30 protein-coding genes are annotated in these 23106 nt (G+C 65.8%); all 30 read right to left on the bottom strand.

Annotated features, from left to right (window positions below; all coding sequences use genetic code 11):
* Window positions 1–5: 5 nt before the first annotated feature.
* The gene (gene fliS / locus ABFD92_04185) at window positions 6–365 is read right to left on the bottom strand and encodes a flagellar export chaperone FliS (GenBank protein MEN6503715.1); all 360 of its coding nucleotides are present in this window, start codon (window positions 363–365) and stop codon (window positions 6–8) included.
* A 10-nt stretch (window positions 366–375) separates the two neighbouring features.
* Window positions 376–2019: a flagellar filament capping protein FliD gene (gene fliD, locus ABFD92_04190; protein MEN6503716.1), complete on the bottom strand. Its 1644-nt coding sequence runs from the start codon at window positions 2017–2019 to the stop codon at window positions 376–378.
* 208 nt (window positions 2020–2227) lie between these two features.
* Window positions 2228–3457, bottom strand: coding sequence for a flagellin (locus tag ABFD92_04195; GenBank protein MEN6503717.1), 1230 nt, complete (start codon window positions 3455–3457; stop codon window positions 2228–2230).
* A 390-nt stretch (window positions 3458–3847) separates the two neighbouring features.
* A complete protein-coding gene (locus ABFD92_04200) occupies window positions 3848–4132 on the bottom strand; it encodes a hypothetical protein (GenBank protein ID MEN6503718.1) in 285 nt (94 codons plus the stop codon).
* Between the two features lie 86 nt (window positions 4133–4218).
* Window positions 4219–4842, bottom strand: coding sequence for a hypothetical protein (locus tag ABFD92_04205; GenBank protein MEN6503719.1), 624 nt, complete (start codon window positions 4840–4842; stop codon window positions 4219–4221).
* 8 nt (window positions 4843–4850) lie between these two features.
* Window positions 4851–5408, bottom strand: coding sequence for a hypothetical protein (locus tag ABFD92_04210; protein ID MEN6503720.1), 558 nt, complete (start codon window positions 5406–5408; stop codon window positions 4851–4853).
* A 2-nt stretch (window positions 5409–5410) separates the two neighbouring features.
* A complete protein-coding gene (locus tag ABFD92_04215) occupies window positions 5411–5644 on the bottom strand; it encodes a hypothetical protein (GenBank protein MEN6503721.1) in 234 nt (77 codons plus the stop codon).
* A 10-nt stretch (window positions 5645–5654) separates the two neighbouring features.
* Window positions 5655–5855 carry a hypothetical protein gene (locus ABFD92_04220; protein ID MEN6503722.1) on the bottom strand — a complete coding sequence of 67 codons (201 nt, stop codon included), beginning with the start codon at window positions 5853–5855 and terminating at the stop codon, window positions 5655–5657.
* Entirely contained in the window at window positions 5852–6631 is a 780-nt protein-coding gene (locus tag ABFD92_04225) for a FliA/WhiG family RNA polymerase sigma factor (GenBank protein MEN6503723.1), read from the bottom strand. The genes ABFD92_04220 and ABFD92_04225 overlap by 4 nt, the downstream gene beginning before the upstream one ends.
* Entirely contained in the window at window positions 6615–6848 is a 234-nt protein-coding gene (locus ABFD92_04230) for a hypothetical protein (GenBank protein MEN6503724.1), read from the bottom strand. Before ABFD92_04230 ends, ABFD92_04225 begins: the two co-directional genes overlap by 17 nt.
* A gap of 3 nt (window positions 6849–6851) precedes the next feature.
* On the bottom strand, window positions 6852–8981 hold the full coding sequence (gene flhA / locus ABFD92_04235; GenBank protein MEN6503725.1) for a flagellar biosynthesis protein FlhA: 2130 nt from the start codon (window positions 8979–8981) through the stop codon (window positions 6852–6854).
* A complete protein-coding gene (flhB, locus tag ABFD92_04240; GenBank protein ID MEN6503726.1) occupies window positions 8978–10078 on the bottom strand; it encodes a flagellar biosynthesis protein FlhB in 1101 nt (366 codons plus the stop codon). Before flhB ends, flhA begins: the two co-directional genes overlap by 4 nt.
* A 3-nt stretch (window positions 10079–10081) precedes the next feature.
* Window positions 10082–10837: a flagellar biosynthetic protein FliR gene (locus ABFD92_04245; GenBank protein MEN6503727.1), complete on the bottom strand. Its 756-nt coding sequence runs from the start codon at window positions 10835–10837 to the stop codon at window positions 10082–10084.
* Window positions 10837–11106: a flagellar biosynthetic protein FliQ gene (locus tag ABFD92_04250; protein MEN6503728.1), complete on the bottom strand. Its 270-nt coding sequence runs from the start codon at window positions 11104–11106 to the stop codon at window positions 10837–10839. Before ABFD92_04250 ends, ABFD92_04245 begins: the two co-directional genes overlap by 1 nt.
* A gap of 76 nt (window positions 11107–11182) precedes the next feature.
* Window positions 11183–12034: a flagellar type III secretion system pore protein FliP gene (gene fliP, locus ABFD92_04255; GenBank protein ID MEN6503729.1), complete on the bottom strand. Its 852-nt coding sequence runs from the start codon at window positions 12032–12034 to the stop codon at window positions 11183–11185.
* The gene (locus ABFD92_04260) at window positions 12015–12281 is read right to left on the bottom strand and encodes a flagellar biosynthetic protein FliO (protein MEN6503730.1); all 267 of its coding nucleotides are present in this window, start codon (window positions 12279–12281) and stop codon (window positions 12015–12017) included. Before ABFD92_04260 ends, fliP begins: the two co-directional genes overlap by 20 nt.
* 526 nt (window positions 12282–12807) lie before the next feature.
* On the bottom strand, window positions 12808–13170 hold the full coding sequence (locus tag ABFD92_04265; GenBank protein MEN6503731.1) for a FliM/FliN family flagellar motor switch protein: 363 nt from the start codon (window positions 13168–13170) through the stop codon (window positions 12808–12810).
* A gap of 8 nt (window positions 13171–13178) precedes the next feature.
* Window positions 13179–14153: a FliM/FliN family flagellar motor switch protein gene (locus tag ABFD92_04270; protein ID MEN6503732.1), complete on the bottom strand. Its 975-nt coding sequence runs from the start codon at window positions 14151–14153 to the stop codon at window positions 13179–13181.
* Window positions 14150–14659: a flagellar basal body-associated FliL family protein gene (locus tag ABFD92_04275; protein ID MEN6503733.1), complete on the bottom strand. Its 510-nt coding sequence runs from the start codon at window positions 14657–14659 to the stop codon at window positions 14150–14152. The genes ABFD92_04270 and ABFD92_04275 overlap by 4 nt, the downstream gene beginning before the upstream one ends.
* A gap of 62 nt (window positions 14660–14721) precedes the next feature.
* Entirely contained in the window at window positions 14722–15444 is a 723-nt protein-coding gene (locus ABFD92_04280) for a flagellar motor protein MotB (GenBank protein MEN6503734.1), read from the bottom strand.
* A complete protein-coding gene (locus tag ABFD92_04285; GenBank protein MEN6503735.1) occupies window positions 15441–16076 on the bottom strand; it encodes a flagellar motor protein MotB in 636 nt (211 codons plus the stop codon). The genes ABFD92_04280 and ABFD92_04285 overlap by 4 nt, the downstream gene beginning before the upstream one ends.
* Window positions 16076–16846, bottom strand: a complete 771-nt coding sequence (locus tag ABFD92_04290) for a MotA/TolQ/ExbB proton channel family protein (protein MEN6503736.1) — start codon at window positions 16844–16846, stop codon at window positions 16076–16078. The genes ABFD92_04285 and ABFD92_04290 overlap by 1 nt, the downstream gene beginning before the upstream one ends.
* A 5-nt stretch (window positions 16847–16851) precedes the next feature.
* A complete protein-coding gene (locus ABFD92_04295) occupies window positions 16852–17469 on the bottom strand; it encodes a hypothetical protein (GenBank protein MEN6503737.1) in 618 nt (205 codons plus the stop codon).
* Window positions 17466–17945, bottom strand: a complete 480-nt coding sequence (locus ABFD92_04300; protein ID MEN6503738.1) for a hypothetical protein — start codon at window positions 17943–17945, stop codon at window positions 17466–17468. The genes ABFD92_04295 and ABFD92_04300 overlap by 4 nt, the downstream gene beginning before the upstream one ends.
* Window positions 17942–19279, bottom strand: coding sequence for a FliI/YscN family ATPase (locus ABFD92_04305; GenBank protein MEN6503739.1), 1338 nt, complete (start codon window positions 19277–19279; stop codon window positions 17942–17944). Before ABFD92_04305 ends, ABFD92_04300 begins: the two co-directional genes overlap by 4 nt.
* Window positions 19269–19817, bottom strand: coding sequence for a FliH/SctL family protein (locus ABFD92_04310; protein ID MEN6503740.1), 549 nt, complete (start codon window positions 19815–19817; stop codon window positions 19269–19271). The genes ABFD92_04305 and ABFD92_04310 overlap by 11 nt, the downstream gene beginning before the upstream one ends.
* 1 nt (window position 19818) lies before the next feature.
* Window positions 19819–20838, bottom strand: a complete 1020-nt coding sequence (locus ABFD92_04315) for a FliG C-terminal domain-containing protein (protein MEN6503741.1) — start codon at window positions 20836–20838, stop codon at window positions 19819–19821.
* Window positions 20839–22347, bottom strand: coding sequence for a flagellar basal-body MS-ring/collar protein FliF (fliF, locus tag ABFD92_04320; protein MEN6503742.1), 1509 nt, complete (start codon window positions 22345–22347; stop codon window positions 20839–20841). It lies immediately after the preceding gene.
* 24 nt (window positions 22348–22371) lie between these two features.
* Window positions 22372–22680 (bottom strand): flagellar hook-basal body complex protein FliE, encoded by a 309-nt coding sequence (gene fliE, locus ABFD92_04325; GenBank protein ID MEN6503743.1) that lies wholly within the window; start codon window positions 22678–22680, stop codon window positions 22372–22374.
* A gap of 10 nt (window positions 22681–22690) precedes the next feature.
* A complete protein-coding gene (gene flgC, locus ABFD92_04330; GenBank protein ID MEN6503744.1) occupies window positions 22691–23095 on the bottom strand; it encodes a flagellar basal body rod protein FlgC in 405 nt (134 codons plus the stop codon).
* Between the last annotated feature and the right edge of the window lie 11 nt (window positions 23096–23106).

Here is a 23106-nt window from a genome sequence, read left to right on the forward strand (position 1 = left end):
GCGGTTCATTCGGCGATTTCGCGCCAGCCATCGAGCAGGTCTTCCAGGAGGGCGATCACCTCGTTGATGCGCGAGATGTCTTTGCGGATGTTGGCCTCGATGAGGCGGCGGTACATGAAGTCGTAGAGCTTCCAGAGGTTTTGCGCCACCTCGCCGCCGGCGTCCTTGTTCAGGGCCGCGCGCAGTTCATCGATGATCGCCTGGGCCTTCTGGATCGAGTCGTTCTTGCCCTTCCAGTCCTGGGCCTCGATCTGCGAGACGGACTGCTTGAGAAAGCGGATGGCGCCTTCGTAGAGCATCACGACGATCTTGCCGCCGCTCTGGGTGGCGATCTTGTTTTCGGTATATGCGGCCAATCGAGTCATACGTCACCTGCTAATCGTCTTTGTTGTTGGCTTCCTGTGAGGTTGTCAGGGCCGAGAAGGCGGCCCGCTGCGAGTCCAGTTGGGCCAGCATCGCTTCCATGCGGGCGTACTTGGCCTTGAGCTGGGCTTCCTTCTTGTCCAGCCGGTCGCTCTGACGAACGATCTGCTTCTGCAGATCGGTTATTCGCGTCTCGAAACGGTTCTTGTCCGCCGTGATCGTCCCGTCGACAGGGTCGAGCATGCCGTCGAGCAGGTTGTCTATCGCCCCGCCCAGGCCCTTCTGGATGTTCAAGTCGGCCGACTGCGTGCCGGCCCCGGCGCCGTTCCAGATGGCGCTCAATTCCAGACCGGCCTCGGGCGTGCCGGCGGCCCCGCTGAGCACGCTGCCGTTGATGGTCAGGTTCCGCCAGGCGGTTTCGCCGCTGGTGCGGATGACGGCAGAATCGACCACCCCGGTGTCGCTGAAATGCACCTGGACCTGGTAGGCCCCCGCTGTCGTCGAACTCGACGAGCTGGTGAACTGGATGGCGGCGTTGCTGGAGTTGCCACTGCTGACGGCCCCGAGGAGTTTGAGCACGGCTGAGTAGTCCGCAGCAACGGCGTTATCCAGGGTCGTCTGGTCGAGGCTCAACACGCCGTAGCGGTCGAACGTCAGTCCCAGTTGCGACGCCAGCGCGAACGTGTCGGCGTCGGTGGAGAACCCCGGGGCCGCGCCGGTCAGCACAGCCCGGACGTTGCGGACGATGTCTCGCACGCCGATGTCGCCTTGGAGGATTCCGGCCATCTTCGTTTCGCTGTCGTATCCGGCGTACTTGTTCAGCGTGGTGACCAGCCCGTTGTAGATCTCTTTGAGGTTGCCCAGGTTCTGCGAGAGTTGGTCGGTCCTGCGCGACAGGGTCACGGTCATGTCGCCGGCCTTGACCAGGCTCAGCGTCACGCCGGGAATAACGTCGGAGAGGGTGTTGTTGTCGCGTTCGATCCAGGTCTCGGCGGGAAAGCCGTCGATCCTCAGCCGCGCGCTCTGGGCGGCCTGGGTGCGGGTGAAATCGGCGGCATCGAACCCGGCGATGGTGGTGGCCTCGTCGTTGACGGTGATGGCATGCGAAGCGCCGTTGTCCTTGCCGGCCAGCACCAGGTGGTACGTGCCGCTGACATTGAGGATGCTGGCGGTGACGCCGGGGTTGGAGGCGTCGTTGTTGATCAGATCCCGCAGGCCTTCCAGGGTGGTCTCGCCGGTGGTGATGCGGGTGCGGGTGACGCCGTCGTAGGTGTAAGAGAACGCCCCGGCGCCGACGAGGGCGGTCGCGCCGGCGGACCCGGCGGTCTGGGCGAGCCGGTCAGCCGAGGCCAGGCGGTCGATCGTGACCTGGAAACTGCCGCCGGTGACGCCCGAGGTGGCCGAGACGGTGGCGATCTTGGTGTCGGAGGAGGTGGCGGTGACGCCGGCCAGCGTCGAGGGGTTTGAAAACGATGCCGCCAATGTCCGCAAGTCGGTCAGCCGCGACTCGATGTCGGTAAGGGCTTTCTGCTGTGCCTGGACAGTGCTTTTTTCAGTGGTGAGTCGGACAAGGGGTTTCTGGGCGACGGCCATCGCGGCGCTGACGAGGGTGTCGGTGTCGATCGTTGAGAAAACGCCTGACATTCCCGTGGCCATTTCGCCGGTCCTTGCTCAAGAGGGCTTCGATACACCCTCATTGTCGAAGGCAGGGGCGAATGCATAAGGGAGGATTTTGAAAAAAAGGAACCCGCAGGGTCATAAAGGCCCTGCGGGTTACCCTCTTCGTTATGGCGGACCGGAGGGTCGGAGATCATGGGCGCGGATTCAAACTACACCGGGCCGCCTTACTCAGTCTTTACGCCGCTCAGCCCAGCAGCTTCAGGGCCATCTGCGGCATGGAGTTGGCCTGGGCCAACATGGAGATACCGGCCTGTGACAGCACCTGGTTGCGGGTCATGGCGGCCATTTCCGTCGCCACGTCCACGTCGCTGATACGGCTTTCGGCGGCCGCGAGATTCTCAGCCTGAATGTCCAGGATGCTCACGGCGGCTTCGAGGCGGTTCATGTAGTAGCCCAGCTTGGCGCGGTAGGTATCCTTGGTCTCGATGGCGTCGGTGATGGTATCCAGCGCGTCGGCGGCGCCGCTGGTGGTCGTCAGGTCGTTGGCGCCTGCTGCGGCGGCGGCCTGCGTCTCATTGAAGTCGCCGATGACATCGAAGCCGGCAACGGTGGTGGCGTCCTGGGTGAAGACGAATTCCTTGGCAGCGCCGGCCTCAAAGCCCTTGAACTGCAGGCGATAAGCGCCGTAGTCGCTGTCATAGGCGGCAAAGGCCACCGGGCTGGTGTAGTCGACGTCAAGGGCGGCCGTCGCGTTGATTTCCTGCACCAGGCTGTTGAGGCTGATGCCGGTGGCATCGTAGGCCGTCAGGTCGACGACGATATCGCCCTTGCCGGCGTAGTTGAACTTGATGTTGATGTCGCCCGCGGCCAACAGGTCGCCCGCGGCGATGTATTCATCGGCGGCCGAGGCGACGTACTTGGTGCCGTGGTCGATGATCTGGGCGGTGGCCGACGAGCTCAGGATGCTGTTGCCGGCGGCAATGGCGGTGGCCTGGACATTGGTCGTGGTGAACGACAGCGACGCGGACCCGAGGTGGAAGCTCGTCGAGGCGGTCGTGCCGTCGAGGAGGCTGACGCCGTTGAACGTCGTCGAGGTGGCGATGCGGGTGATTTCCGCCGCCAGTTGGTTGTATTCCTCGTTCATGATCGTGCGCTGCTGGATGCTGTACGATCCGGTGGCGGCCTGCTCGGCCAGTTCCTTCATGCGGACGAGGATGTCGTCCATGACGCCCATGGCGCCTTCTGCCGTCTGCAGCATGGAGACCGCGTCCTGGGCGTTGCGGGACGCCTGGCGAATCTGGGCGATGTCCGCACGGACCATCTCGCGAACCGCCAGACCGGCGGCGTCATCTTTGGCGCCATTGATGCGCATGCCCGAGGACAGCCGTTCCACCGACTTGGACAGCGAGTTGTAGCTCGTGCCCAGGTGTCGCGCGGCATTGTCCGCCATCATGTTGTTCTTGATTGCCAGCATTCAGAGTCTCCTTCGCGTAGTTTTCCCGGCCGCGGACCACACGGTCCTGAAGCCCATGGTTTCGATTGCGCACTCAAGCCACAGCGCGACACACAACCGCTCGCCCACTTCTGCACGACACGGCGGCGGTACATGCTGACTTATCGAAGCGACCTCTGAGAACTTGAGGGGCTTTTTTGAAATTTCGGATTGTCGCGTGGAACTATTGGGTCCAGGGCTCAAATTAGCCGCTGAGGTCGCTGAGGTCGCAGAGGGAAGATGTTGTTGTATCTACTGACATCCTCAGCGTCCTCAGCGACCTCTGCGGCTTAATCCAATCAGCAGAGGCAGTCCGGGCGTCGCAGTAGAAAAGATTCGCGGAGATAGTCGGACGTGAAGGATCGACCGCCGTTAGATTCCGTGGCTGGCCAGGGACTCGGCCACGCGCAGGATTGCTTCAGGAGTGTCCAACTCGCCCGAGGCCAGAAGCTGTTTGGCACGAGCGATCTTCTGAAGATCTTCAGCCGGCTGCCGGGATGCCTTGGAAATATATTCCATAGGTACAGACTCAGCGGGCGCCGACGCCTGGGGTTCGCGCGCCACAGCCGGGGCCGCAGGCGATGAGCCTTGCTCGGCCGTCCGCTTGGGAGGCAGCAGGCTGCCGCCGTCCAGCGAGGATGTTCCGTCAATCCGCATGGTCACTCCATTTACCGCTTACTAATCCCATTTTCGCTCACAACGGCGATTACTTTAAGATTAATCGGGCCTTTCTTGGGACTTTTTTAACCCCCGCCGCCGCGGCTGGGCAACGTCGAGGCCACGTCGTCAGCTACGTACTCCCCGAACGCCGAGGGGCTGACCAGCATGACGCGCCAGTCGAGCGGTTCGGCCGCCCCCGCCGTGCGCCGCCGGTAGTAGCGTTCCATCCGCTTAGAGGTGCTCACGTTGTGACTGTCCCAGATGTTGTCCAGGCCCCAGACCAGCATGCCGCTGCGCAGATCGATCAGGCGCAGGTTGAGCCCCATCTGCATGTGCGGATACGGGCGGCAGTTGGTCAAAGCCCCCATCAGGACCGCATCACATCGCAGCGCCTGCCGCACCGCCTTCATCTGCTCCAGCGGGATCGGCTGGCGCCAGTTCAGCTTCATGGCGGCAATCGACGGATCATCCGCCGCGACGACAGCCACCTGGAACAGGCGTCGCCCGGCGAGGGCTTTGTCCAGCGACTCAGTCATCTGCAGCGCCAGGGCGGGGGTGGCGTCGCCGCCGTCGAGCGAGATCATCGCCACGCGGTGGATGCTGTGCAGCGAGGCGGCCGATCGCAGATACGTGGGAGTGGCCGACGGCTCGATCAGCTTGGGGCTGCACCCGCCGGCGGCCAACATCGCGGCGCAGGCAATCGCCATGGCGCCTCTCATGGCCGGGCCTCCCGGGCGAGGGGCTTTGCGGCCGGGGAGACCACCGGCGCTTCGCCGCCCAGCAGGCGGATGACCTTGACCAGGGCGTCCATCTGGGCTTTCTGGGCCTCGCGCATCTCCTGGCGATAGCCCAGGACGCTCTCCTGCCACTTGGCCAAGCGCGCCTCGAGATCCTTCATCATGGTGTTGGCTTCAGCCAGTTCTCGCTGGGTAGCCGCCAGTTGGGTCTTGGCGGTGTCGAGTTGGGCCGTGAGGGTGTGGTTGCGGTCGGACAGGGAGCGGTTTTCCTGTTCGAGATTGGCGACGCGCATCTGGGCGTCGGCGTATTTCTTGGCCCAGGCCAGGGCGGTCTCGACGGCCGACTCGTCTCCGGCGGCCGCGTCGGTGCGGGCGGCCTTGGCCATGTAGTCCGACTGGGTCTCTGGGGTAGGCGTGGGCGCCGCCGGCGCCAGCGCCTCGCGGCGCGGCGGCTGCAGCGGGGCGAAGTTCATGCTGCCGCAGCCCCAGGTCATTGTCGCCGCGATCAGAATCAGCAGTGTGCTTGCGCGTGTCATAATCAGTTCTCCGTGGTATTTCTTGCCGCCGGACTGGTGAGGCAATGAAGGATGATCTTGTGGCCGCACTGGCAGAGCACTTCGACCACGGCCATACGCTCGCCGTGTTCGATGATCCTCGCCTGGACGGGGTGTCCTGCCGCGGCGCCGCCGGGCGGAGCGGCGTTTTGCTGGACGGGGCAGGGCGAGGCCTCCTGGAAGGTGTCTCGCTTGAGCACTCGGGCAACGTGTGACATCGGCAATCTCCTAGGCCAGTATGTCGACCTGGTGTTCGTCGTCCGGCGGCGGCAGCAGCGCGTCGTGCGGGGCGTCGTCGGCCGGAACGTCTGAGTCTTTGGGTTTCTTTCCCCGCTGGACGAACCGGCGCCCGCGGGAGGCGGTGCGAGGGTCGACCGACGAAGACTGCCCCGCGTGGGGCCCGGTAGGATGAACCGACTCGCTGCTCATGGATTCCTCCTGAGCTTCATCGAGAGTTTGAAGATGGCGCTGGCGTGCAACTGGCTCACGCGCGACTCGGTCACGTTGAGCACCAGGGCGATCTCCTTCATCGTCAGTTCCTGGTCGTAGTACAGCACCAGGATGTGCCGGTCGCGCTGCGACAACTGCTTGACCGCCTCGGCCAATCGCTCGACCATTTCCCTGTGGGCCGCCTGGGCCTGGGGCGTTGGGGAGCGGTCGGCCGGCATCAGCGGCGCCAGCAGCGGCTGTTCGTCAGACAGCCCGTGCAGGGAGAGGAAATGCTGCTGCCGCGCCTCGGTCAGTGTGTGGTAAAGCTGCTCGGTGGTGACGCCCATGGCGGCGGCGAGTTCCTCATCGTCGGGCGGGCGCCCGGTCTGGCCGGTCAGGCGGTTATACGCCGCTTCGACGGCGCGGAGTTGCTGGGCCACCGGCGAGGGCACGAAGGAGTTGCGGCGCATCTCGTCGATGATGGCGCCGCGGATGAGGATGTACGCGTACGTGCGGAACTCGGCGTGCTTATCGGGATTGAACGTGCGGGCGGCCTTGACCAGGCCCAGCGTGCCGGCGGAGATCAGGTCGTCGCGGTCCATCGCCTTGCGGGCGTAAGTGGCGAACTTTCGGACGATGTGCTGCACCAGGGGCAGGTTGTCCAGGATGAGCTTCTCCTCCTGCGACTGGCTCACGTGCGCACGATACGCCTGGGCGGCTTTTTCCTGCACGCCCCGCACCGGCGCCGGATCGAGTTGTTCAGGTTCGATCTGCACTGTTATTCCCTGAGTGGCCGGCGCCGGTCCTTCGGGTCGCCGCCTCGGCCAGCATCCGCACCGCCACATCGCCCGCCAGGCGCATCAGCACGTAGACGATCGCCGCACCGCTGAGGCAGCGGATCGAACAAGTCCACATAGGCACCGCCGCCGCCCAGCCGATGCCGGCCAGCACGAAGAACATCATCGCTGCCGCTGCCAGTGCCAGTTGCTTCATGCGTTACCCTCCCGCCATCTGCACAACGGGCCCCTCGCCCTCGACCCGCTGCAGCGCCACCAGGCCCACCGACTCGATCGCCGTGCCCTGGGCCACCTCGTCGTACGCCACGACCGGCACGGGAACCTGCCCACCCACCAGCCGCGCCAAATGAAGGCGCAACCGCCCGTCGCACAGCAGCACCGCCGAGTCGTAACCCTGCTCCATGGCCGTCTTCCATTGCTCGCCGATCGCCCGGACCAGTTCCATGACGCGTTCGGGCGGCAGGGCCAGTTGCTCGATCTCGCCCTCGCGCCGCAACGCCGCCCGAAGGTCGTACTCCAGGCCCGGCTCCAGCGCCACGGCCATCAGTTTGCCCCGCCCGTCCACATGCTTTTCAGTGATGGTGCGCACCAGGCTCTTGCGGACCAGCTCGGTCAGCAGCACCGGGTCCTTGACGCGGCTGGCGTGGTCGCCCAGCGACTCGACGATCTGCGCCAGGTCACGAACGGCGATCCCGTCGTCGAGCAGCATCTTGAGCACCCGCTGCAGCAGGCCCAGCGGCACGATCTCGCCGATCACGCCGGCCACCAGCGAAGGCTGGCGCTGCTTGAGGCGGTCGACGAGCTTCTGCACGTCGTCGCGCGAGAGCAGTTGACCGGCGTGACGCTTGAGCACCTCTGACAGGTGCGTCACCAGGATGCTCTCGGGGTCCACCACGGTGTACCCGGCCAGTTCGGCCTGCTCCTTCTGCGCCGCGTCGATCCACAGGGCCGGCAGGTTGAAGACCGGCTCGCGGACGCTCTGTCCGGCGACGGGACTGGCCACCGTGCCGGGGTCCATCGCCAGGAACTTTTCCAGCTCGAGGGTTCCGCGGGCGACAGTGTGTCCGTGGATCTGGATCTCGTAGTCGTTGGGTTCGAGGGTGACGTTGTCGCGCAGGCGCACCAGGGGCAGGACGATGCCCAGTTGCTGCACGAACTTCTTGCGCAGCGGCACGACGCGGTTGGGCAGCGACGTCTTGCGGCGCGGGTCCACCAGCTTGACCAGGCGCATGCCCACCTGCACCGCCACCGCGTCGACGTCCAGCAATTCTTCCGGCGGGGCCTCCGTCGGACCCGTGGCCGTGGCGGCGGCCTCGCTCTGCAACTGGGCCTTTTCCTGCTTGTGGAGCATGCCCGCCAGCAGGCCGGCGGCCCCGGCCAGCACGATGAAGGGAATTTTCGGGAAGCCCGGCACGAGCACCATCGCCCCCAGCAGCGCCGCGGCGATGGCGATCGGGCGGCTGCGGCGGAGCATCTGGCGGATCAGGTCCTGGCTGAGGTTGCTCTGCGTGGAGGTCTTGGAGATCAGGAACCCCGAGGAGGTCGAGATGATCAGGGCGGGGATCTGGCTGACCAGGCCGTCGCCGATGGCCAGGATCGAGTAGCTCTTGATAGCCTCGGAGACGTTCATGCCCCGCGTCATGCCGACGATGATGCCGCCGACGAGGTTGACCGCGACGATGACCAGTCCGGCCACCGCGTCGCCGCGGATGAACTTGCTGGCCCCGTCCATGGCCCCGTAGAATTCGCTCTCGGAGACGATCTTCTTGCGGCGGGCCTTGGCCTCGGTGTCGCCAATGAGCCCGGCGTTGAGGTCGGCGTCGATGGCCATCTGCTTACCGGGCATGGCGTCGAGGTTGAACCGGGCCGCCACTTCGCTGATGCGCTCGGCGCCCTTGGTAATGACGACGAACTGGATGATCACCAGGATCAGGAAGATCACCAGCCCGATCACCAGGTTGCCTCCGACGACAAAATTGCCGAAGGTCTCGATGATCTTGCCCGCGTCGCCCTGGAGCAGGATCAGCCGCGTCGAGGCCACGTTGAGCGACAGGCGGAACAGCGTCACGAACAGCAGCAGCGAGGGGAAGGTCGAGAACTCGATCGACTCGCGGGCCGAAAGCACGATCACCATCGTGGCGATCGAGACGGCGATGCTGCACGACAGCAGCAAATCCAGCAGGAACGTCGGCAGCGGGATCAGCAGCGTCGCCAGCACCGTCGCCAGCGCCACCGCCAGGATCACGTCGTTGTTGGCCATCACGCGCGCCATCGGCCCGCGCCCGCCGCCCAGCTCCGTCGCCAGTGCCAGTTCCTTGTTCTCGCTCATCGGCCTGCCCCCGCGGCCGCCCGGCGCCGCCGCGCCGCCACGCCCCGCATGCGGTAGATCATCGCCAGCACTTCCGCCACGGCGACAAAGAGCGAATCGGGCACCGCTTCGCCGATGTCGGCGGCGGCGAAGAGCCCGCGGGCCAGTTCCGGGCGCGTCACGACCGGAACGTCGTGCAGGCGGGCGATCTCCTTGATTTTCTCGCACATCAGGTCGGCGCCCTTGGCCACCACGATCGGGGCGGCCATCTGCGTCGAGTCGTACTTCAGAGCCACCGCCACGTGCGTGGGGTTGGCCACGACCACGTCGGCGGCCGCCACGTCAGACAGCATCCGCCGCCGCGCCAGGGCGTACTGGATCGAGCGGACGCGCCCCTTGATCTCGCCGCTCTGCTCGTGCTCTTTGTTCTCTTCCTTGACTTCCTGGCGAGTCATCTTCAACTGGCGGCGATGGTTCCACTTCTGATACAGCACGTCCAGCCCGCCGATCACCAGCAGCGCCAGCGTGATCCGCGCCAGCACGCTCAGCAGCAGCCGCCCGCTCGATGCCATCATCGCCTGCGGGTCCTGCCACGTCAGGGCCGACAGGCGCGGAATCTCGTCGCGCATCGAGTACCAGGTGACCATGGCGACGACCGTGACCTTCGTCATCGACGTCACCAACTGCACCACCGACTTGAGCGAGATCAGATTGCCGAACCCCTTGAACGGGTTAATCTTCTCCAGGTCGAACTTCAGCGCCTTGGTCGAGACCGACCAGCCGCTGGTGACGACGCTGCCCAGCATCGAGACCGCCAGGGCTCCCAGGGCGAACGGCGAAACGATGATCAGCGCCTGCATGCCCTTGACCCGCAGCAGGTGCGTGAAATCCTCCTGTGTCATGGGATGGCCCAGGCGTACCGCCAGACCTTTGCTGAACTCGCCGGCGAGGTGCTCGAACAGCCAGCCGCCGCCCACCGCCAGCACCAGCGTCAGCATCAGCAGCATCAAGGCCGAGGGCAGTTCCTGGCTTTCAGGAATGCGCCCCTCCTGCCGCGCCTTGCGGAGGCGTTCGGCGGTCGGCTGTTCGGTCTTGTCTTGTGAAGGTTTATCGGCCATGTCTCACGCCGCCACCGCCCGCTGCATCCAGGCGGCGGTCTCGCCCAGCAGGGCGTCGAGGGTGGGCACCACGCCGATGGCCAGCATGTATCCAGCCCCGACGCGCAGGGGGTAACTCTCGAAGAGGATGTTGATCTCGGGCATGATGCGGGCCACCACGGCCAGCACCGACGCCAGGATCAGAAACGCCGCCAGAACCGGGGCGGCCATTTTCAGCGCCAGCAGCAGCATGGTCGCGCCGGCGTCGAGGACGCCGCCAGCCAGCGCCCGCAGGTCCGGCGCCGCCGCCGGCGGGAACCACTGGTAGCTGTCGACGACCATGCGGATCAGCAGCAAGTGCCCTCCGGCGGCCAGGAACAGCAGGATGAACAACAGTTCGGTCAATTGCGGGATCGGGTCGGCCTCTTCGCCGGTGACCGGGTCGATGACGCCGGCGTCGGTGAAGCCGATCTGCTGGGCGATGATGAACCCGCCCTGCTGGGCGGCGGTGAAGACCAACCGCACCCCCAGCCCCAGCGCCAGACCCAGGGTGGCTTCCTGCAGCATCCAGATCGTCGCCTGGAGCCAGTGTACCCCGGCGGCCACCAGCGAGGCCGGGCAGGGGTGCATGATGGCCGTGAACATCGCCACCGTCAGGGCGATGCCCACGCGCACGATCATCGGCACCATGCTGTGCCCGAAGACGGGCAACATGGCAAAGAAGCCGCTGACCCGCGCCAGCACCAGACCGATCGGAAGCAACAAGACCCATGTGTCCATTACCGTCCCAATGCCTGCGCCTGCTGGAAAATCTCCAGCGTGAACGCCGTGGCCATCTGCATCATCCAACCGCCCGCCGCCAGCAGCGTCAGACCCACCGCCGCCAGCTTGAGCACCGTGCCCAGCGTCATGTCGCGCAGGCTGGTGACGGCCTGGAAGATCGCCGTCAACACGCCTACCAGCAGCGCCACCAGCAGCACCGGCGTCGAGACCAGCAGCGCCGTCTCGAGCGTTCGCTTGCCGATATAAAGCACCATCTGGTCGTCCATGAGCGCCTCGTAGTGGTGGCACAGGCTTTCCAGCCTGTGCTGCACAGCCTGGAAAGGCTGTGCCACCTGTATCCGTCTAGTTAAAACTCGACACCAGCGTCTGGGCCAGCACGCGCCAACCGTCGACCAGCACGAACAGCACGATCTTGAACGGCAGCGAGATCATCGCCGGCGGAAGCATCATCATGCCCGCCGAGAGCAGGATGCCCGAGATCACCAGGTCGATCAGCAGAAACGGCACGAACAGCAGCGCCCCCATCTCGAAGGCGGTGCGGAACTCGCTGATGGCAAACGCCGGAATCGCCACGTACGTCGGAACGTCCGCCACCGTGCGCGGCTGGGCGATCTTGGACATGGTCACGAACAGTTCCAGGTCGCTCTTGCGCGTCTGGCGGAGCATGAACTCCTTGATTTCGGCATTGGCGGCCGTCGCGGCGCCCTCGAAGTCGATCTTGTCGGCCAGGTAAGGCTGGATAGCCTTCTCGTTCATGCGTTCCATCACCGGGGCCATCGTGAACAGGGTCAGAAACAGCGCCAGGCCGACGATGGCAATGGTCGGGGGAATGCTCTGGGTGGTCAGGGCGCGGCGGATGAACGCCAGCACGATGACGATTCGCGAGAACGCCGTCATCATCACCAGCATGCTCGGCAGCAGCGCCAGGCCGGCAAAAACCACCGCCAGTTTTACCGGGGCAGACCAGTCGCCCTTTCCGCCCTGGGGAGCGGTCGCCTTCTCGACCAGGCTCATCACGTTGCCCATGCTCGGGACGGCGGCGGAGGGCTGGCTGGCCGCGGGCGGGGCGGTCGATATGGGCGTGATGGGCGCCGGCGCGTCCTGCCCGCGGGCGACGGCGGCCAAAGCGGCTACCAGCGCCATGCTTACAGCAAGGCCGCCGCTGCGCCACAGATTATACCGGTTGCTGCTCATCGTCGTACGCCTCGGTAACTTCCGCCAGAAACGTCACCTGCTCCCGTGAAGCGGCCAGGAGATATTTCTTCTTGCCCGCCTTGACCAGGTACATCATGGCCCGGGACCCCAGCCGGGAGGCCTCCAGCACGCTCAAGCTCCCCTTTCGCCCCCCGGCCAATCGCTGCAGCATGTTGCGCCGAGACATCCAGACCGCCGCGGCCGCCAGCACCCCAACCGCCACCAGCGAAGCCACCATGCGCCACATCAAACTGCCCTCCTCCTGCTTGAAGACCAAGCCGGGGCCTTCAGTCTTCAGCGGAAGAGCGGGCGATTGAGCGGCGGGGGCAGGCAGGCTGGCTGGGCGGGAAGAGGCTCTCGTGGGTTCCGAAACCGGCACCGAAGCGGCGTCAGGAGCCCCCAGACCGTTTAGACACATCGAGGCCATCACCATAATGGAGATAGCGCCGGCGAGGATAGTCCATCGCCGTCGGCGCAGCCCGGGTGCCCGGCCAATCCGTATTAGATCTGTCGCATCCATGCACTCGGAAGGCTGCACAGTCCATGCCAAACCTTAACCTTCTTGAGTTTAATCATTTATGACTTGTGGATGGCGTTGCTGCGCACAAGAACCTGGCGCAGAGGCGCGAAATCTTACATCAACCTTGCTGGGCACCGGTGCCGTGGCGGGAGGCCAAGCCCGACAGCCACGACCAGACAGTAAAGGTTCGGTGATCGTGGCTCTCCGGGCCTGCGGCCCTGCGCGCCACGGCACCCGAGTGCCTTTCACGAGGTCAAACTGCCTTGGGCGGGGCGAGGATCTGGTTGATCCGCACGCCGAGGTTCTCGCCGACGACAACCAGTTGCCCGGTGGCGAACTTGACGCCGCGAAGGTACAGGTCGATTGGTTGGCCCTTGCGGCGGTCGAGCTTGAGCACCGAACCGGGTCCCAGTTGCAGCAGGTCGCGCACGGGCAGTTCGGCTTGGCCGACCATCGCCGTGACGGTCATCAGGGCGTCGAGCAGGATCTCGATCTGTCCTGCCGGGGCGGAGACGGCCGCTTCGGCGGTCTCCGGAAGCTGCGCCTCCTGTACCGCGACGGCGGTCTCGACGGGGGCTGCTTCGGTTGCGGTCTGCGTGGATGTTTCGCTGGCCATATTCTGCCTCATGCGCCGGGGGAATCTTTGGTCGACTTCAGGCCCGGCAGCCTGTTGGTGACACGGAACCCATAGTGTCCATCGCACGTGACCGCCGTGCCGCTCAGCAGCGCCTTGCCCTGCTGCACCAGCATCACCGGTTCGGCGACGGTCGTCGAAAGCACCAGCACGTCGCCGGCCTGGAGGTCCACCAGGTCGCGCACCGCAACGGCGGCCGTGCCCAGTTTCACCTCCACCGCCACCGGCGAGACTTCAACATACGCCCGCATGTGCCGCCGCGCCTCCTCCACCGACTGTACCGGCGCGCCGGCGTTGGAGCATACGCTTGACATCGCCGCGGCTGGCAGCGTCAGCATCACGTTGTCCGGCCCCTCGGCGCCCAGGCGAAAGACGAGGCGGCAGTATTCACCCTGCCCGTCGGCGGACCAGGCGTGGGTTTCGTGCGTCACCGCGGCGCTTCGCTGAAACGCCTTGCCGCCGCCCTGAACCCAGGCCGCTGAAAACGCGTTGACCAGCGTCGAGAAGACATCCAGCAGCAGATCCTGCTCGACGGCCGACATCGCCGCGTCGACGCCCGAATCGCCTTCGGAGCCGCCCAGCAGCCTCGCGACGCACTGACGGGCCTGGGCAGTATCCATCTCGAGCAGCCCCAGCGGCTTTTCCTGCGCGTCCAGGATGGACATGCAGTAACCCGCAGCCGCGCCGGCGGCGAGCTGGCGCTCGTAGATCTGCTCCAGGCGGCAGCACTCCAGTGGCGTGTCGCTTTCGAGCAGCGCCGACAGGGCGCGGCGGGCGGAGCGGGCCATCTCGCCGGCGAGATTATCAAGCTGCTGGATCTGATCGGGGCCAAAGAGGCTCGGGGCGTCCCAGTCGTAGGGCGGGGCCTGCTCGTCGTGCATAAATGCCGGCGAGGGCGACTCCGCGGCGGCGCTGAGCAGCACGTGCGCCACGTGTTCCTGCATGGTCCGGGCGGCGGAGTTCATTGCACCTGGAACTCCTTGAGCAGCACGTTTTCGATCAGGGGCTTCTGGTTGGGCCAGAGCATCTCGTTGAGCGAGTCGTGGATCTCGCGACGCACGCGGTTGAGGTTTCGCGGCCCGCGCACTTCCTCCAGACTGCAGCCCGACAGGTAGGTGATCATCCAGTTCTTGACTTCATCTTTCCGCTTGGCGAGGATTTCGTTGACCTGGACTTCGTGTTCGCGGCGGATGACCAGCGTGATCGAGGCGCGGATGTACCGCTGCAGGCGGGGCTCGTTGGCGTTGACGATGATGGGCTCGAAGTTAATGAACACCGTCTGCGGCTGCGCCGCCGCGTCGGACTGGTCTTTGGGCTCAGGCGGCTGCGCCGGTTGTGTCGCGGCGGTGGAGTGCATCATGCGGCTGACAAAGTGCCCGCCCGCTGCCGCGGCGACCATGGTCACCAGCACCATCACCGCCAGCACGATCAGGTTCTTCTTGTCCACCACCGGCACAACCTGTGGGGACATTGTTTCATCTTCGGCCATCGTCACACCTCTTGCGTATTTCTCTCGCCGGGCGCCCCGCACCCTCACGTGCGCCCGGTCACCAGCGTGATAATAATGAACGTCTGTTTGACGTCGGCACAGGCAGCTTTGGCCCAGGCCTCGCCCCGTCCGGCGCCCCAGGCGGAGATCTCCCATTCCAGTGACGCCACTTCGCGCGCCAGGGTGCGCCGGAGCATCTCGGCGGCGGCGTTGGCACGCCGCGCCGAAAGAGCATGGGCTTGATCGGCCGGACCGTCCGGCGCCAGACCCGTCACCACCACCTGCACGTTTCGCCGCGTGAGGTTCTGCCTGTATGTGTCGGCCAGTTCTTTCAGATGGGCGAGTGCCTCGTCGGTCAATCCGGCGGCGCCATCGGCAAAGGTCACGCAGGTGGCGGTGCGCCCGAGGATTTGTTCGTACCCGGCGGAGGCCTGCGTGTCGATCTGCCGGGTGAGCTTCTCGAACTCGCGGCGGATCTCGTCTTCTTCGGCGTCGATGACGCGACCGGTCTTCTCGGCCTGCGTGGTCGGGTAGCGCACCTCGCGGCTGTCCAGAACCGGGTCTTCACGTCCGAACAGCCAGCTCGGCAGGCCGCACTGGGAGATGGAGCGTTTGAACGATCCCTGGCCGGCCTTGAAGGAGGCGTCGTTGACCGACGTGGCGAACGCCAGCAGCATGACGAAGCACGCCAGCAGATTGGTGATCATGTCGCCAAAGGACAGGATCCAGATCGGCACGCCGGATTGCTCTTCGGCGGGGCGCTTCACGGGCAGACCTCCTTGGCCAGGACGATCAGCCTGATGTAGTCGCCAGCCGTTGTCGAGCCCGCCCGGGCCGGGGCGGAAATGCAGAACTGCTGCGGCGGCAGGTGATGGGTTTCGGTGAAGAACTGCACGACGGCGACGGCGCGATCGATCTGCGCCTCGCTGCCGACCTCAACGACGACCACGCGGGGAATCTTCGCCAGGTATGGCGCCACGACCGACAGCGCGCGCCGACCCTGCTGCTGCAGGGCGGCGCCATTGCCCCAGAAGAGCTTATCGATCGGCAGGGAGAGTTCGTGCCGGGACGCCTGGAGGTCGGCGTCGGGACTTTCCATGGGCGAGACGGTCAGTTCAGCAGGGAAATCCGTGGGGGCCTCGCTGCCTTTCTCGGTCACGTCGTTGCTGGGCGACGGAGGCAGCACGGACCCCCCGGGAGGCCTATGCACGTTGAAGAGCGACTGCTGCGAGACGGTCTCGAAAACCGTTCCCAGGCGGCTCATGGCTTTCTTGTCGAAGGAGGCGAACGAGACCAGCAGGACGAAGAACGTCATGAGGTTGGTCATGCAGTCGCTGAAACTGACGACCCAGATCCCCGGTCCGGCCGGGGCGTCATTTTGTTGGTTTCGCGTGGCCATCAGATCGTCGGTTTGAGCTCCTCGCGATGTTTAGCGGAGATAAACGCCTGCATGTTTTCGCGTACGGTCGTAGGATTTTCGCCGCGGCAGATGTTCAGCGTTCCCTGGACGATCATCTCCCGCAGCATCATTTCCTGCTTGGAGCGGATCCCCAGCTTGCCCGCCAGCGGAATGAAGACCAGGTTGGCCAGGAACGCCCCGTAGAACGTCGTAATCAGCGCCACGGCCATCCCCGCCCCGATCTGGTCGGGCGAGGACATGTTGGCCAGCATCTGGATCAGGCCGATCAGCGTGCCGACCATCCCGAAAGCCGGCGCGGCGTTGCCCATGAACTCCAGCATCTTCTTGCCGTCGCCGTGGCGCTCCTGGAGACACTGGATCTCCATCGACAGGTGCTTGCCGATGTTGTCCTCGCTCTGGCCGTCGATGAGCATCTGCAGCGCCATCGCCAGGAACTGGTCGCCGGCGCCGGCGAGTTGCTGCTGCAGCGCCAGCGTGCCGTCGCGGCGGTTGATGGCCGAGTAGTTGACCATCTTCTGGATCAACTGCTGCTCGTCAGGCATGCGATAGAAGAGCGTCTTCTTGATGATCCCGAAGATCTTCAGCACCTGGCCCATCGAGAAGTGGATGCACGTGGCGCAGAGCATCCCTCCGACGGTGATCAGCATGGACGGCACGTGAACGAACAGCATGACCGACCCGCCCATCACGATCGACCAGGTGATTACGCCAAAACCCGCCAGCAGACCGATGGCTGTCGCGATATCCATAGCGCCTACCCTTGCTCCCGAATCCGCTTCATCTTTTCGAACAACCGCGCGGCCAGCCCCTTGTCCTGGATTTCCTGCAGGACCTTTCCGGCTGACCGTTCGGACATCAGGTACAGAATCCACACCGCGTCGTTTTCCTGGTTGCTGGTACACATCTCGCCCAGGATCTGCCCGCCGCGGGCGGGATCCATCATCTCGTAGATCGCCGCCGCCCGCTTGAGGTTGACCCGCTCCTGGGCCGAAACCGTCACGCGCGACCGCTCGAGCTGGTCTCGAGCCTCCTTCAACCGCGCCAGCGGCGCCACCAGCGACACGCGCAGCGTCTCGAGCTCCGACGTCTGCTGCTTGATCTGCTCCTGCGCCACGGCCAGCCGCTTCTCGCGCTGGTCGAGCAGGTCTTCCTTGTGCCGCACCTGCTCCAGCTTGGCGCGCATATCGCGCACGAGTTCGTCGAGTTCCTTCTCGCGCCCCATCAGGACGGGCGGTTCGTCGGCCGGGGCACTGGTGGGGCCCACGGCGGCCTGGGGCGCAGCCGCCGGCGGCGGGGAGAACACCCCGCTGATCAGGAACGAGCCGATAAAGCTGAGCACCCCCGCCACGGACACGATGATGATCTTCTTCATAGCTCACCTGCCGGTACGCCCGACCACGCCGCGCCAGCGCCGGTGCGGGCGCGGGCGGTGGTGGCGACTTCATCAAGCTGTTTCTGCTCCCACAGCAGCACCTGACGCTGCCAGTCCTGAAAAGCCTTGTCGCGAAGGCGCTCGAGCTTGCGCCGGTTCTTGCGCTGCTCGATGAGGGCCTTGCGCTTTTCCCGCGCCAGCGACTCCATCGCCCGGATCCGCTGCTGCAGGATGCGGGCCTGTTCAAGCTCGTAATCGCTGCTGCCCATGAACAGCTTCTGGCCGTCCAGCCGCTCCTGCAGGGGCAGGGCGGTCATATCCGCCAAGGCCAGCCGCACCGCGGCGCGGCGGCGGGTCATTTCGCTTCGGATGCCCGCGACCTGTGCGGCCAGACCCTGCACCTCGGCGCGCATGGCGTCTTCCCGCTGGGCGGTCACGTGAAGCAGTCTCTCCAGCGGCCATGAGAACTTTTTCATGCCTTCTTACCCCCGCCGAAATCCCACGCCGAACCGATCTCCGCCAGCGTCGCGACCGTCCGGGAAAACTCGCTGCTCTGGTCGCTGGACTGGATGAGAAACTCGTTGATCCGGTCGATGAGCGAGACGGCCTTGTCGATGCGGCGGTTGCTTCCGCTGGCCAGGGCGCCGATGTTGATCAGGTCCTCGGCCCCTAAGTAGGTCGCGTAGGCCGCCCGGACGCGCTGGGCGGCCTGCAGGTGCTCGCGCGTGCAGATGGCGGGCATCAGGCGGCTGACGCTCTGGGGGATGTCGATAGCCGGATAGTGCCCCATCTCGGCCAGCTTGCGCGAGAGCACCACGTGCCCGTCCAGCAGCGAGCGCGCCGAGTCGGCGACCGGATCGTTCATGTCGTCGCCCTCGACCAGCACCGTCAGGATGCCTGTGATGCTGCCGATGGCGGACAGGCCCAGGCGCTCAGTGAGCCGGGGCAGCATCGAAAAGACGCTGGGGCAGTAGCCCTTGGTCGTCGGCGGCTCGCCGGCGGCCAGGCCGATCTCGCGCTGCGCCTGGCAGAACCGCGTCAGCGAGTCCATCATGAACAGGACGTTCTGCCCGCGGTCGCGGAAGTGCTCAGCGATGGTGATCGCCGCGAAGGCGGCCTTGACGCGCTGGATCGGGCAGGCGTCGGCCGTGGCGACGATCACGACGCTGCGGGCCAGCCCCTCGGGCCCCAGCGATTCTTCCATGAACTGTCGCACCTCGCGCCCGCGCTCGCCCACCAAAGCCAGCACGTTGACGTCGGCGGCGCTGTCGCGGGCGATCCAGCCCAGCAGCGTGCTCTTGCCCACGCCGCTGCCGGCGAAGATGCCCACGCGCTGCCCCTTGCCCAGCGTCAGCAAGCCGTCGAAGGCGCGGATCCCCAGCGCCAGCGGTTCGTCAATGTTCCGCCGCGTCAGCGGCGAGGGCGGCAGGGCGTCCAGGCAGCGGCTGTCCTCGCCCACCAGCGGGCCTTTGCCGTCGATGGGCCTGCACAAACCGTCGAGCACGCGACCCAGCAGCGCCGGGCCCAGCACCACGCGCCGTGGGCTGCTGCTGGCGGCGACGGCGTCGTTGGGGGCGATCCCGTCTATGCCCTCGAAGGGAAGCAGCACGCGCCGGTTGCCGTTGAAGCCGACCACCTCGGCCTGCACGCGCCGCCCGTCGGCCAAATGCACCACGCAAAGCTGCCCCACGCCCACGGGCGGGCCGTCGCTCTCGATGGTCGTGCCCGTCACGCGCGCGACGGTCCCGCGGCAGCGCACCAGCTTCAGCGCGTCCAGGCGGGAGGTGAACCTGTCGAGGTTAACAGCCATCCTGATCTCCGCCCGAGCCGGTCAGGGCCCGGGCAATCTGTTCCATGTGGTTGTCCAGCGTCCATTCCGCCACGCCGTCGGGCGTCTCGATGCGGCATTGGCCGGGCTTGATCGCCGCGTCGGCCTGGAACACCGCCCCGTCCCCGGCGGCGCCGCGGGCCAGGCCGCTGCGTTCCAGGTCGGCGGGGTTCAGCCGCACCGCCACGCCCCCCCGCCGCGTGTCGATGCCCTCCAACGCCTGGGCGACAATAGCGTCAATCTCGTAGCGGCCGGCGTCGATCTCCCGGCAGATCACCTTCCGCGCAATCTCCAAGGCCAACGTCGCCAACTGCTTTTCCAGGCCGATAGGCAGCTCGTGCAGCAGCCGCACCAGTTCGCTGGCGGCCTGCTCCATCGCCTGGCGGGCCTGCACGGTCGCGGCGCGTTCCGCCGCCAGCTCGCGCTGCAGGTCCATCAGGTCGCTGCCGGCGCCCGGTGCGATCCCGGCGACGCTGACGCTCATCAGCTTGCCCTCAAGATGCAGAACCGGTGCGCCCACGTCAGGACTCCTCGAAGGTCAGCTCGCCGCTGTCGTTGATCTTGCGCAGCGCCGCCAGGATCAACTCCCGCGACTGCTCGACGTCGGCCGGCTTGGGCGACGACAGCAGCGAGCTTTCCTCGTCGAGCATGGCGGCAGCCCGTTCGGAGATATTGGCCCGCACCTTGGCCTTGGTGGGCTCGTCGGCCCCGACAAGCGCCAGGGCGAGTTTTCGGCTGTCAACGCTGCGCAGCGACTCCTGAACCGCCCGATCGCCGATGATGGGCAGGTCCTGCCAGAGCACCATCATCTGCTGGACGCCTTTGGCGGTTTCCTCGCTGCGCTGGGCCAGGGCCTTGAGCAGCACGCCGCGGGTGTCGGCGGGCAGCCCGCGCAGCACCTGTGCGACTTTTCGGTGCTGCTTCTGCTGGGGCGACATCGGTGCGGCGGCCTGTTCGGTCGCGCCGGCGGCGTCCTGCTGCTGGGCTGCTTTGCGGGCGATGGCATCGAGTTTGGTCCGTAAAGCCCGTGCGACTTTCAGGCGCACCACATCGGAAAGTTCTCCCCCGCCGGCCATCAGGCCAACCGCCTGCGCCCGTCGCGCCTCTTCGACGGCGGCGAGCAGGTCGGTGGCTTTCCTGGTGGGCAGTTCGGCCAGCACCAGGGCGATGACCTGGGGACTTTCGCCGTCCAGGGCCTGGGCGATGTGTTCGACCGAGGCCGAGCGGACCTGTCCGAAAGGGTCCTTCATCGCCAGCAGGTCCTGCACTTCGCGGTGGACGTTGTGAGCCTGCTCGCCCAAGGCCATCTCGAGCAGTTGCATGACCGGGTCGCTCTGGCGCCGCCCGCTCTGGAGCAGCGTCAGGAACTCCCGCACCGCCTCGCTCGAGGCGCGCTGACCGGTCTGGATCAGGTACGCCACCTCGGCGACGATCTGCTTGAGGGTGCCCGGTTCGGCCGACTTGAGCAACGCCGCTGCCGTGCTGGCGTCGAGGCTCATCAGCAGCGCCGCGGCCTTTCGAACTCCGCTGCAGGCGACCATCTAGCCGGCTCCTTCCTGGGTCTGGGCCCAGTTCAGGAACAGCCGCTTGACTTCCTCAGGCTTCTCCTGCAGCGCATGGGTGATCTGCATTCTCAAGGCATTGGGGTCCGCGGCGTCGGAGGGCAGCAGATTTCCGGCGGCCCCGCCGGGCAACGCCTGCTGCGAGGGCAGGTCGGCCAGCGCCGCCTGGGAGGCGATGTTCTTGCGGGGTCCGCGCATCATCTTCAGCGCCACCAGCACCCCGACGACCAGGATTCCCAGCGACAACCGCCTCCCCAGCTCGAGCATGAAATCCAGGGTGAACATGCCCTGCTCCTGCCCGGCCGTCTCGGCGGGGTGCTCGTAGAACGCCGTATTGACCACCTTGAGCGTGTCGGACTCTTTGAGACCAATGGCGTTGCGAATGATCTCCTCGACGTCCTTTTCGTTCATGCCCGCGGCGGGCTTGTCGGCCTTCTTGTCACCGGCGGCGCCCTTGTCGGCCTCGCCGGCCGGCGGCGCCTGCGCCAGGCACACGAATGCCGCCACCGACAGCGACTTGATGCGACCGGGCAGGTCCTGGCGCTGCTCGACGGTCCGGCTGACGAGATACTCGTTGGTGATGTTCTCTTCCTTGCCGGCCGTAGCGCCCGAGGAGGAGCGGATCTCCTCCTTGCTCACGACGCGTTTAGCCGGGTCGAACGTCTCGATCGTCTGCGTGCCGTTGAGCGTGTCGATCTCGGCCGTCACGCGAACCGAAACGCGGTTGGGCCCCAGCACGGCCGTGAGCATGTCTTCGGCCTTCTTGGCCAGGTAGCCCTCGACGCGGCTCTTGTAGTCCAGGAACGTGTCGGCCTTGCGGGTGAACTCGTCGCCGCCCTCGCCGCTGAGCAGGTTGCCCGCGCTGTCGACGACCATGACCTTGGCGGCCGTCATCCCCTCGATGCTTCCGGCCACCATGTGCGTGACGGCCGAGACGTTTGCCGGCGAGAGCTTCCATCCCGATCGCAGCCTGAGCACGACGGTGGCGGAGGGGTCCTTGCCCTTTCCGGCAAAGACGGAGCTTTCGGGTTTGACCACGTGTACGCGGGCGCCGAGCACGCCCTCGATCATCTGGAGGCTCTTGGCCAGTTCGCCCTCGATCGCCCGGACGTGATTGACGCGCTGGGCGAAGGGGCTGGTTCCGATCTTCTCGTCATCCAGGATGCGGTAGCCCGCCCGGTCGGCGGCGGGAAGCCCCGCCGACGCCGTCGCCAGACGAAGGGCGGCGACCTTGTCGACCGGGACATAGACTGCCGTTCCGCCCTGGCCCAACTCGAAGGGCGACCCCTCCTCGCGCACCTTGTCGACGACTTTGGCGGCCTCTTCCGGCGCCAGCGACCCGTACAGCAGCGCCATCTGCGGTTGCTGGGCCCAGCCTACCAGCATCACGCAGGCGACCACGACGGCCAGCACCACCGTCAGCAGCACCACGCGCTGCACCAGCGTCAGCCGCCGCAGGAGACCGCCCATGTTTTCAAGTTGGCCCATTGCCACTGGAGGCTCTCAATCCGCCTAAAGCTGCATGCTCAAGGTCTGCTTGTACGCGTCGATCACTTTGTTGCGGACGCCCATGAGCAGTTTGAAGCTCATGTCGGCTTTGGCCATGGCCTGAACGGCAGGCAGGACGTCCTTGCTCTTGCCCGAGAGCAGATCCTGGATGGCCGCAACGACGTTTTCCTGGGGCTTGTCAGCGCCGCCGATGGCGGTCTTGAGCAGTTGGCCGAAGTCGATATTGCCCGCGCCGCTGACGGCGGGCTTGAGGGCTCCGGCGGCTGAGGGCGTCAGAGCGCCCATTCCCGAAACTGGGGTTATTCCTGCCATCGCACGGTCCTTACTTGAGGAGTTCCACGGCTACGTCCATGATTTCCTGGTGCTTCTTCATAACAGCGGCGCCGGCCTGATACGCCCGCGAGGCGACCACCATGTTCATCATTTCCACGGGCAACTGGACGTTGGGCATGTTGACATACCCGCTGGCGTCGGCGTCGGGGTGTCCGGGCTGGTGAACCCGCAGGAAGCCTGTCTTGGTGTCGGGCTGGGCCTGCGAGTACGTCACGCCTGACATTCCATCGGTGCTGGCGAGAATGACTTCCATGCGGCGGTACGGTTGCCCGTCCTGCCCGCGAGTGGTGTAGGCGTTGGCGATGTTGTTGGCGATAGCCTGCATGCGGTACGACTCGGCCCGCATGCCGCTGATGGCGATATCGACCGGACTGGCCATTCGTATGTTGCTCATCATTCACCTCG

The sequence above is a fragment of the Planctomycetaceae bacterium genome, from assembly GCA_039680605.1.
GTDB lineage: Bacteria > Planctomycetota > Phycisphaerae > SM23-33 > SM23-33 > JAJFUU01.

Bases quoted from the DNA above. Each gene is read 5' to 3' on its own strand.
- ABFD92_04195 (MEN6503717.1), bottom strand. From the start codon at position 3,457: ATGCTGGCAATCAAGAACAACATGATGGCGGACAATGCCGCGCGACAC.
- ABFD92_04230 (MEN6503724.1), bottom strand. From the start codon at position 6,848: ATGAAGCAACTGGCACTGGCAGCGGCAGCGATGATGTTCTTCGTGCTG.
- ABFD92_04265 (MEN6503731.1), bottom strand. From the start codon at position 13,170: ATGGCCAGCGAAACATCCACGCAGACCGCAACCGAAGCAGCCCCCGTC.
- ABFD92_04260 (MEN6503730.1), bottom strand. From the start codon at position 12,281: ATGTGGCGCATGGTGGCTTCGCTGGTGGCGGTTGGGGTGCTGGCGGCC.
- ABFD92_04250 (MEN6503728.1), bottom strand. From the start codon at position 11,106: ATGGACGACCAGATGGTGCTTTATATCGGCAAGCGAACGCTCGAGACG.
- ABFD92_04220 (MEN6503722.1), bottom strand. From the start codon at position 5,855: ATGAGCAGCGAGTCGGTTCATCCTACCGGGCCCCACGCGGGGCAGTCT.
- fliS (MEN6503715.1), bottom strand. From the start codon at position 365: ATGACTCGATTGGCCGCATATACCGAAAACAAGATCGCCACCCAGAGC.
- flhB (MEN6503726.1), bottom strand. From the start codon at position 10,078: ATGGCCGATAAACCTTCACAAGACAAGACCGAACAGCCGACCGCCGAA.
- ABFD92_04305 (MEN6503739.1), bottom strand. From the start codon at position 19,279: ATGGCTGTTAACCTCGACAGGTTCACCTCCCGCCTGGACGCGCTGAAG.
- ABFD92_04245 (MEN6503727.1), bottom strand. From the start codon at position 10,837: ATGGACACATGGGTCTTGTTGCTTCCGATCGGTCTGGTGCTGGCGCGG.
- flhA (MEN6503725.1), bottom strand. From the start codon at position 8,981: ATGAGCGAGAACAAGGAACTGGCACTGGCGACGGAGCTGGGCGGCGGG.
- ABFD92_04300 (MEN6503738.1), bottom strand. From the start codon at position 17,945: ATGAAAAAGTTCTCATGGCCGCTGGAGAGACTGCTTCACGTGACCGCC.
- ABFD92_04295 (MEN6503737.1), bottom strand. From the start codon at position 17,469: ATGAAGAAGATCATCATCGTGTCCGTGGCGGGGGTGCTCAGCTTTATC.
- fliF (MEN6503742.1), bottom strand. From the start codon at position 22,347: ATGGGCCAACTTGAAAACATGGGCGGTCTCCTGCGGCGGCTGACGCTG.
- ABFD92_04290 (MEN6503736.1), bottom strand. From the start codon at position 16,846: ATGGATATCGCGACAGCCATCGGTCTGCTGGCGGGTTTTGGCGTAATC.
- ABFD92_04210 (MEN6503720.1), bottom strand. From the start codon at position 5,408: ATGACACGCGCAAGCACACTGCTGATTCTGATCGCGGCGACAATGACC.
- fliD (MEN6503716.1), bottom strand. From the start codon at position 2,019: ATGGCCACGGGAATGTCAGGCGTTTTCTCAACGATCGACACCGACACC.
- fliP (MEN6503729.1), bottom strand. From the start codon at position 12,034: ATGAGCAGCAACCGGTATAATCTGTGGCGCAGCGGCGGCCTTGCTGTA.
- fliE (MEN6503743.1), bottom strand. From the start codon at position 22,680: ATGGCAGGAATAACCCCAGTTTCGGGAATGGGCGCTCTGACGCCCTCA.
- ABFD92_04205 (MEN6503719.1), bottom strand. From the start codon at position 4,842: ATGGCGATTGCCTGCGCCGCGATGTTGGCCGCCGGCGGGTGCAGCCCC.
- ABFD92_04275 (MEN6503733.1), bottom strand. From the start codon at position 14,659: ATGTCCCCACAGGTTGTGCCGGTGGTGGACAAGAAGAACCTGATCGTG.
- ABFD92_04285 (MEN6503735.1), bottom strand. From the start codon at position 16,076: ATGGCCACGCGAAACCAACAAAATGACGCCCCGGCCGGACCGGGGATC.
- ABFD92_04215 (MEN6503721.1), bottom strand. From the start codon at position 5,644: ATGTCACACGTTGCCCGAGTGCTCAAGCGAGACACCTTCCAGGAGGCC.
- ABFD92_04200 (MEN6503718.1), bottom strand. From the start codon at position 4,132: ATGCGGATTGACGGAACATCCTCGCTGGACGGCGGCAGCCTGCTGCCT.
- flgC (MEN6503744.1), bottom strand. From the start codon at position 23,095: ATGAGCAACATACGAATGGCCAGTCCGGTCGATATCGCCATCAGCGGC.
- ABFD92_04315 (MEN6503741.1), bottom strand. From the start codon at position 20,838: ATGGTCGCCTGCAGCGGAGTTCGAAAGGCCGCGGCGCTGCTGATGAGC.
- ABFD92_04270 (MEN6503732.1), bottom strand. From the start codon at position 14,153: ATGAACTCCGCCGCCCGGACCATGCAGGAACACGTGGCGCACGTGCTG.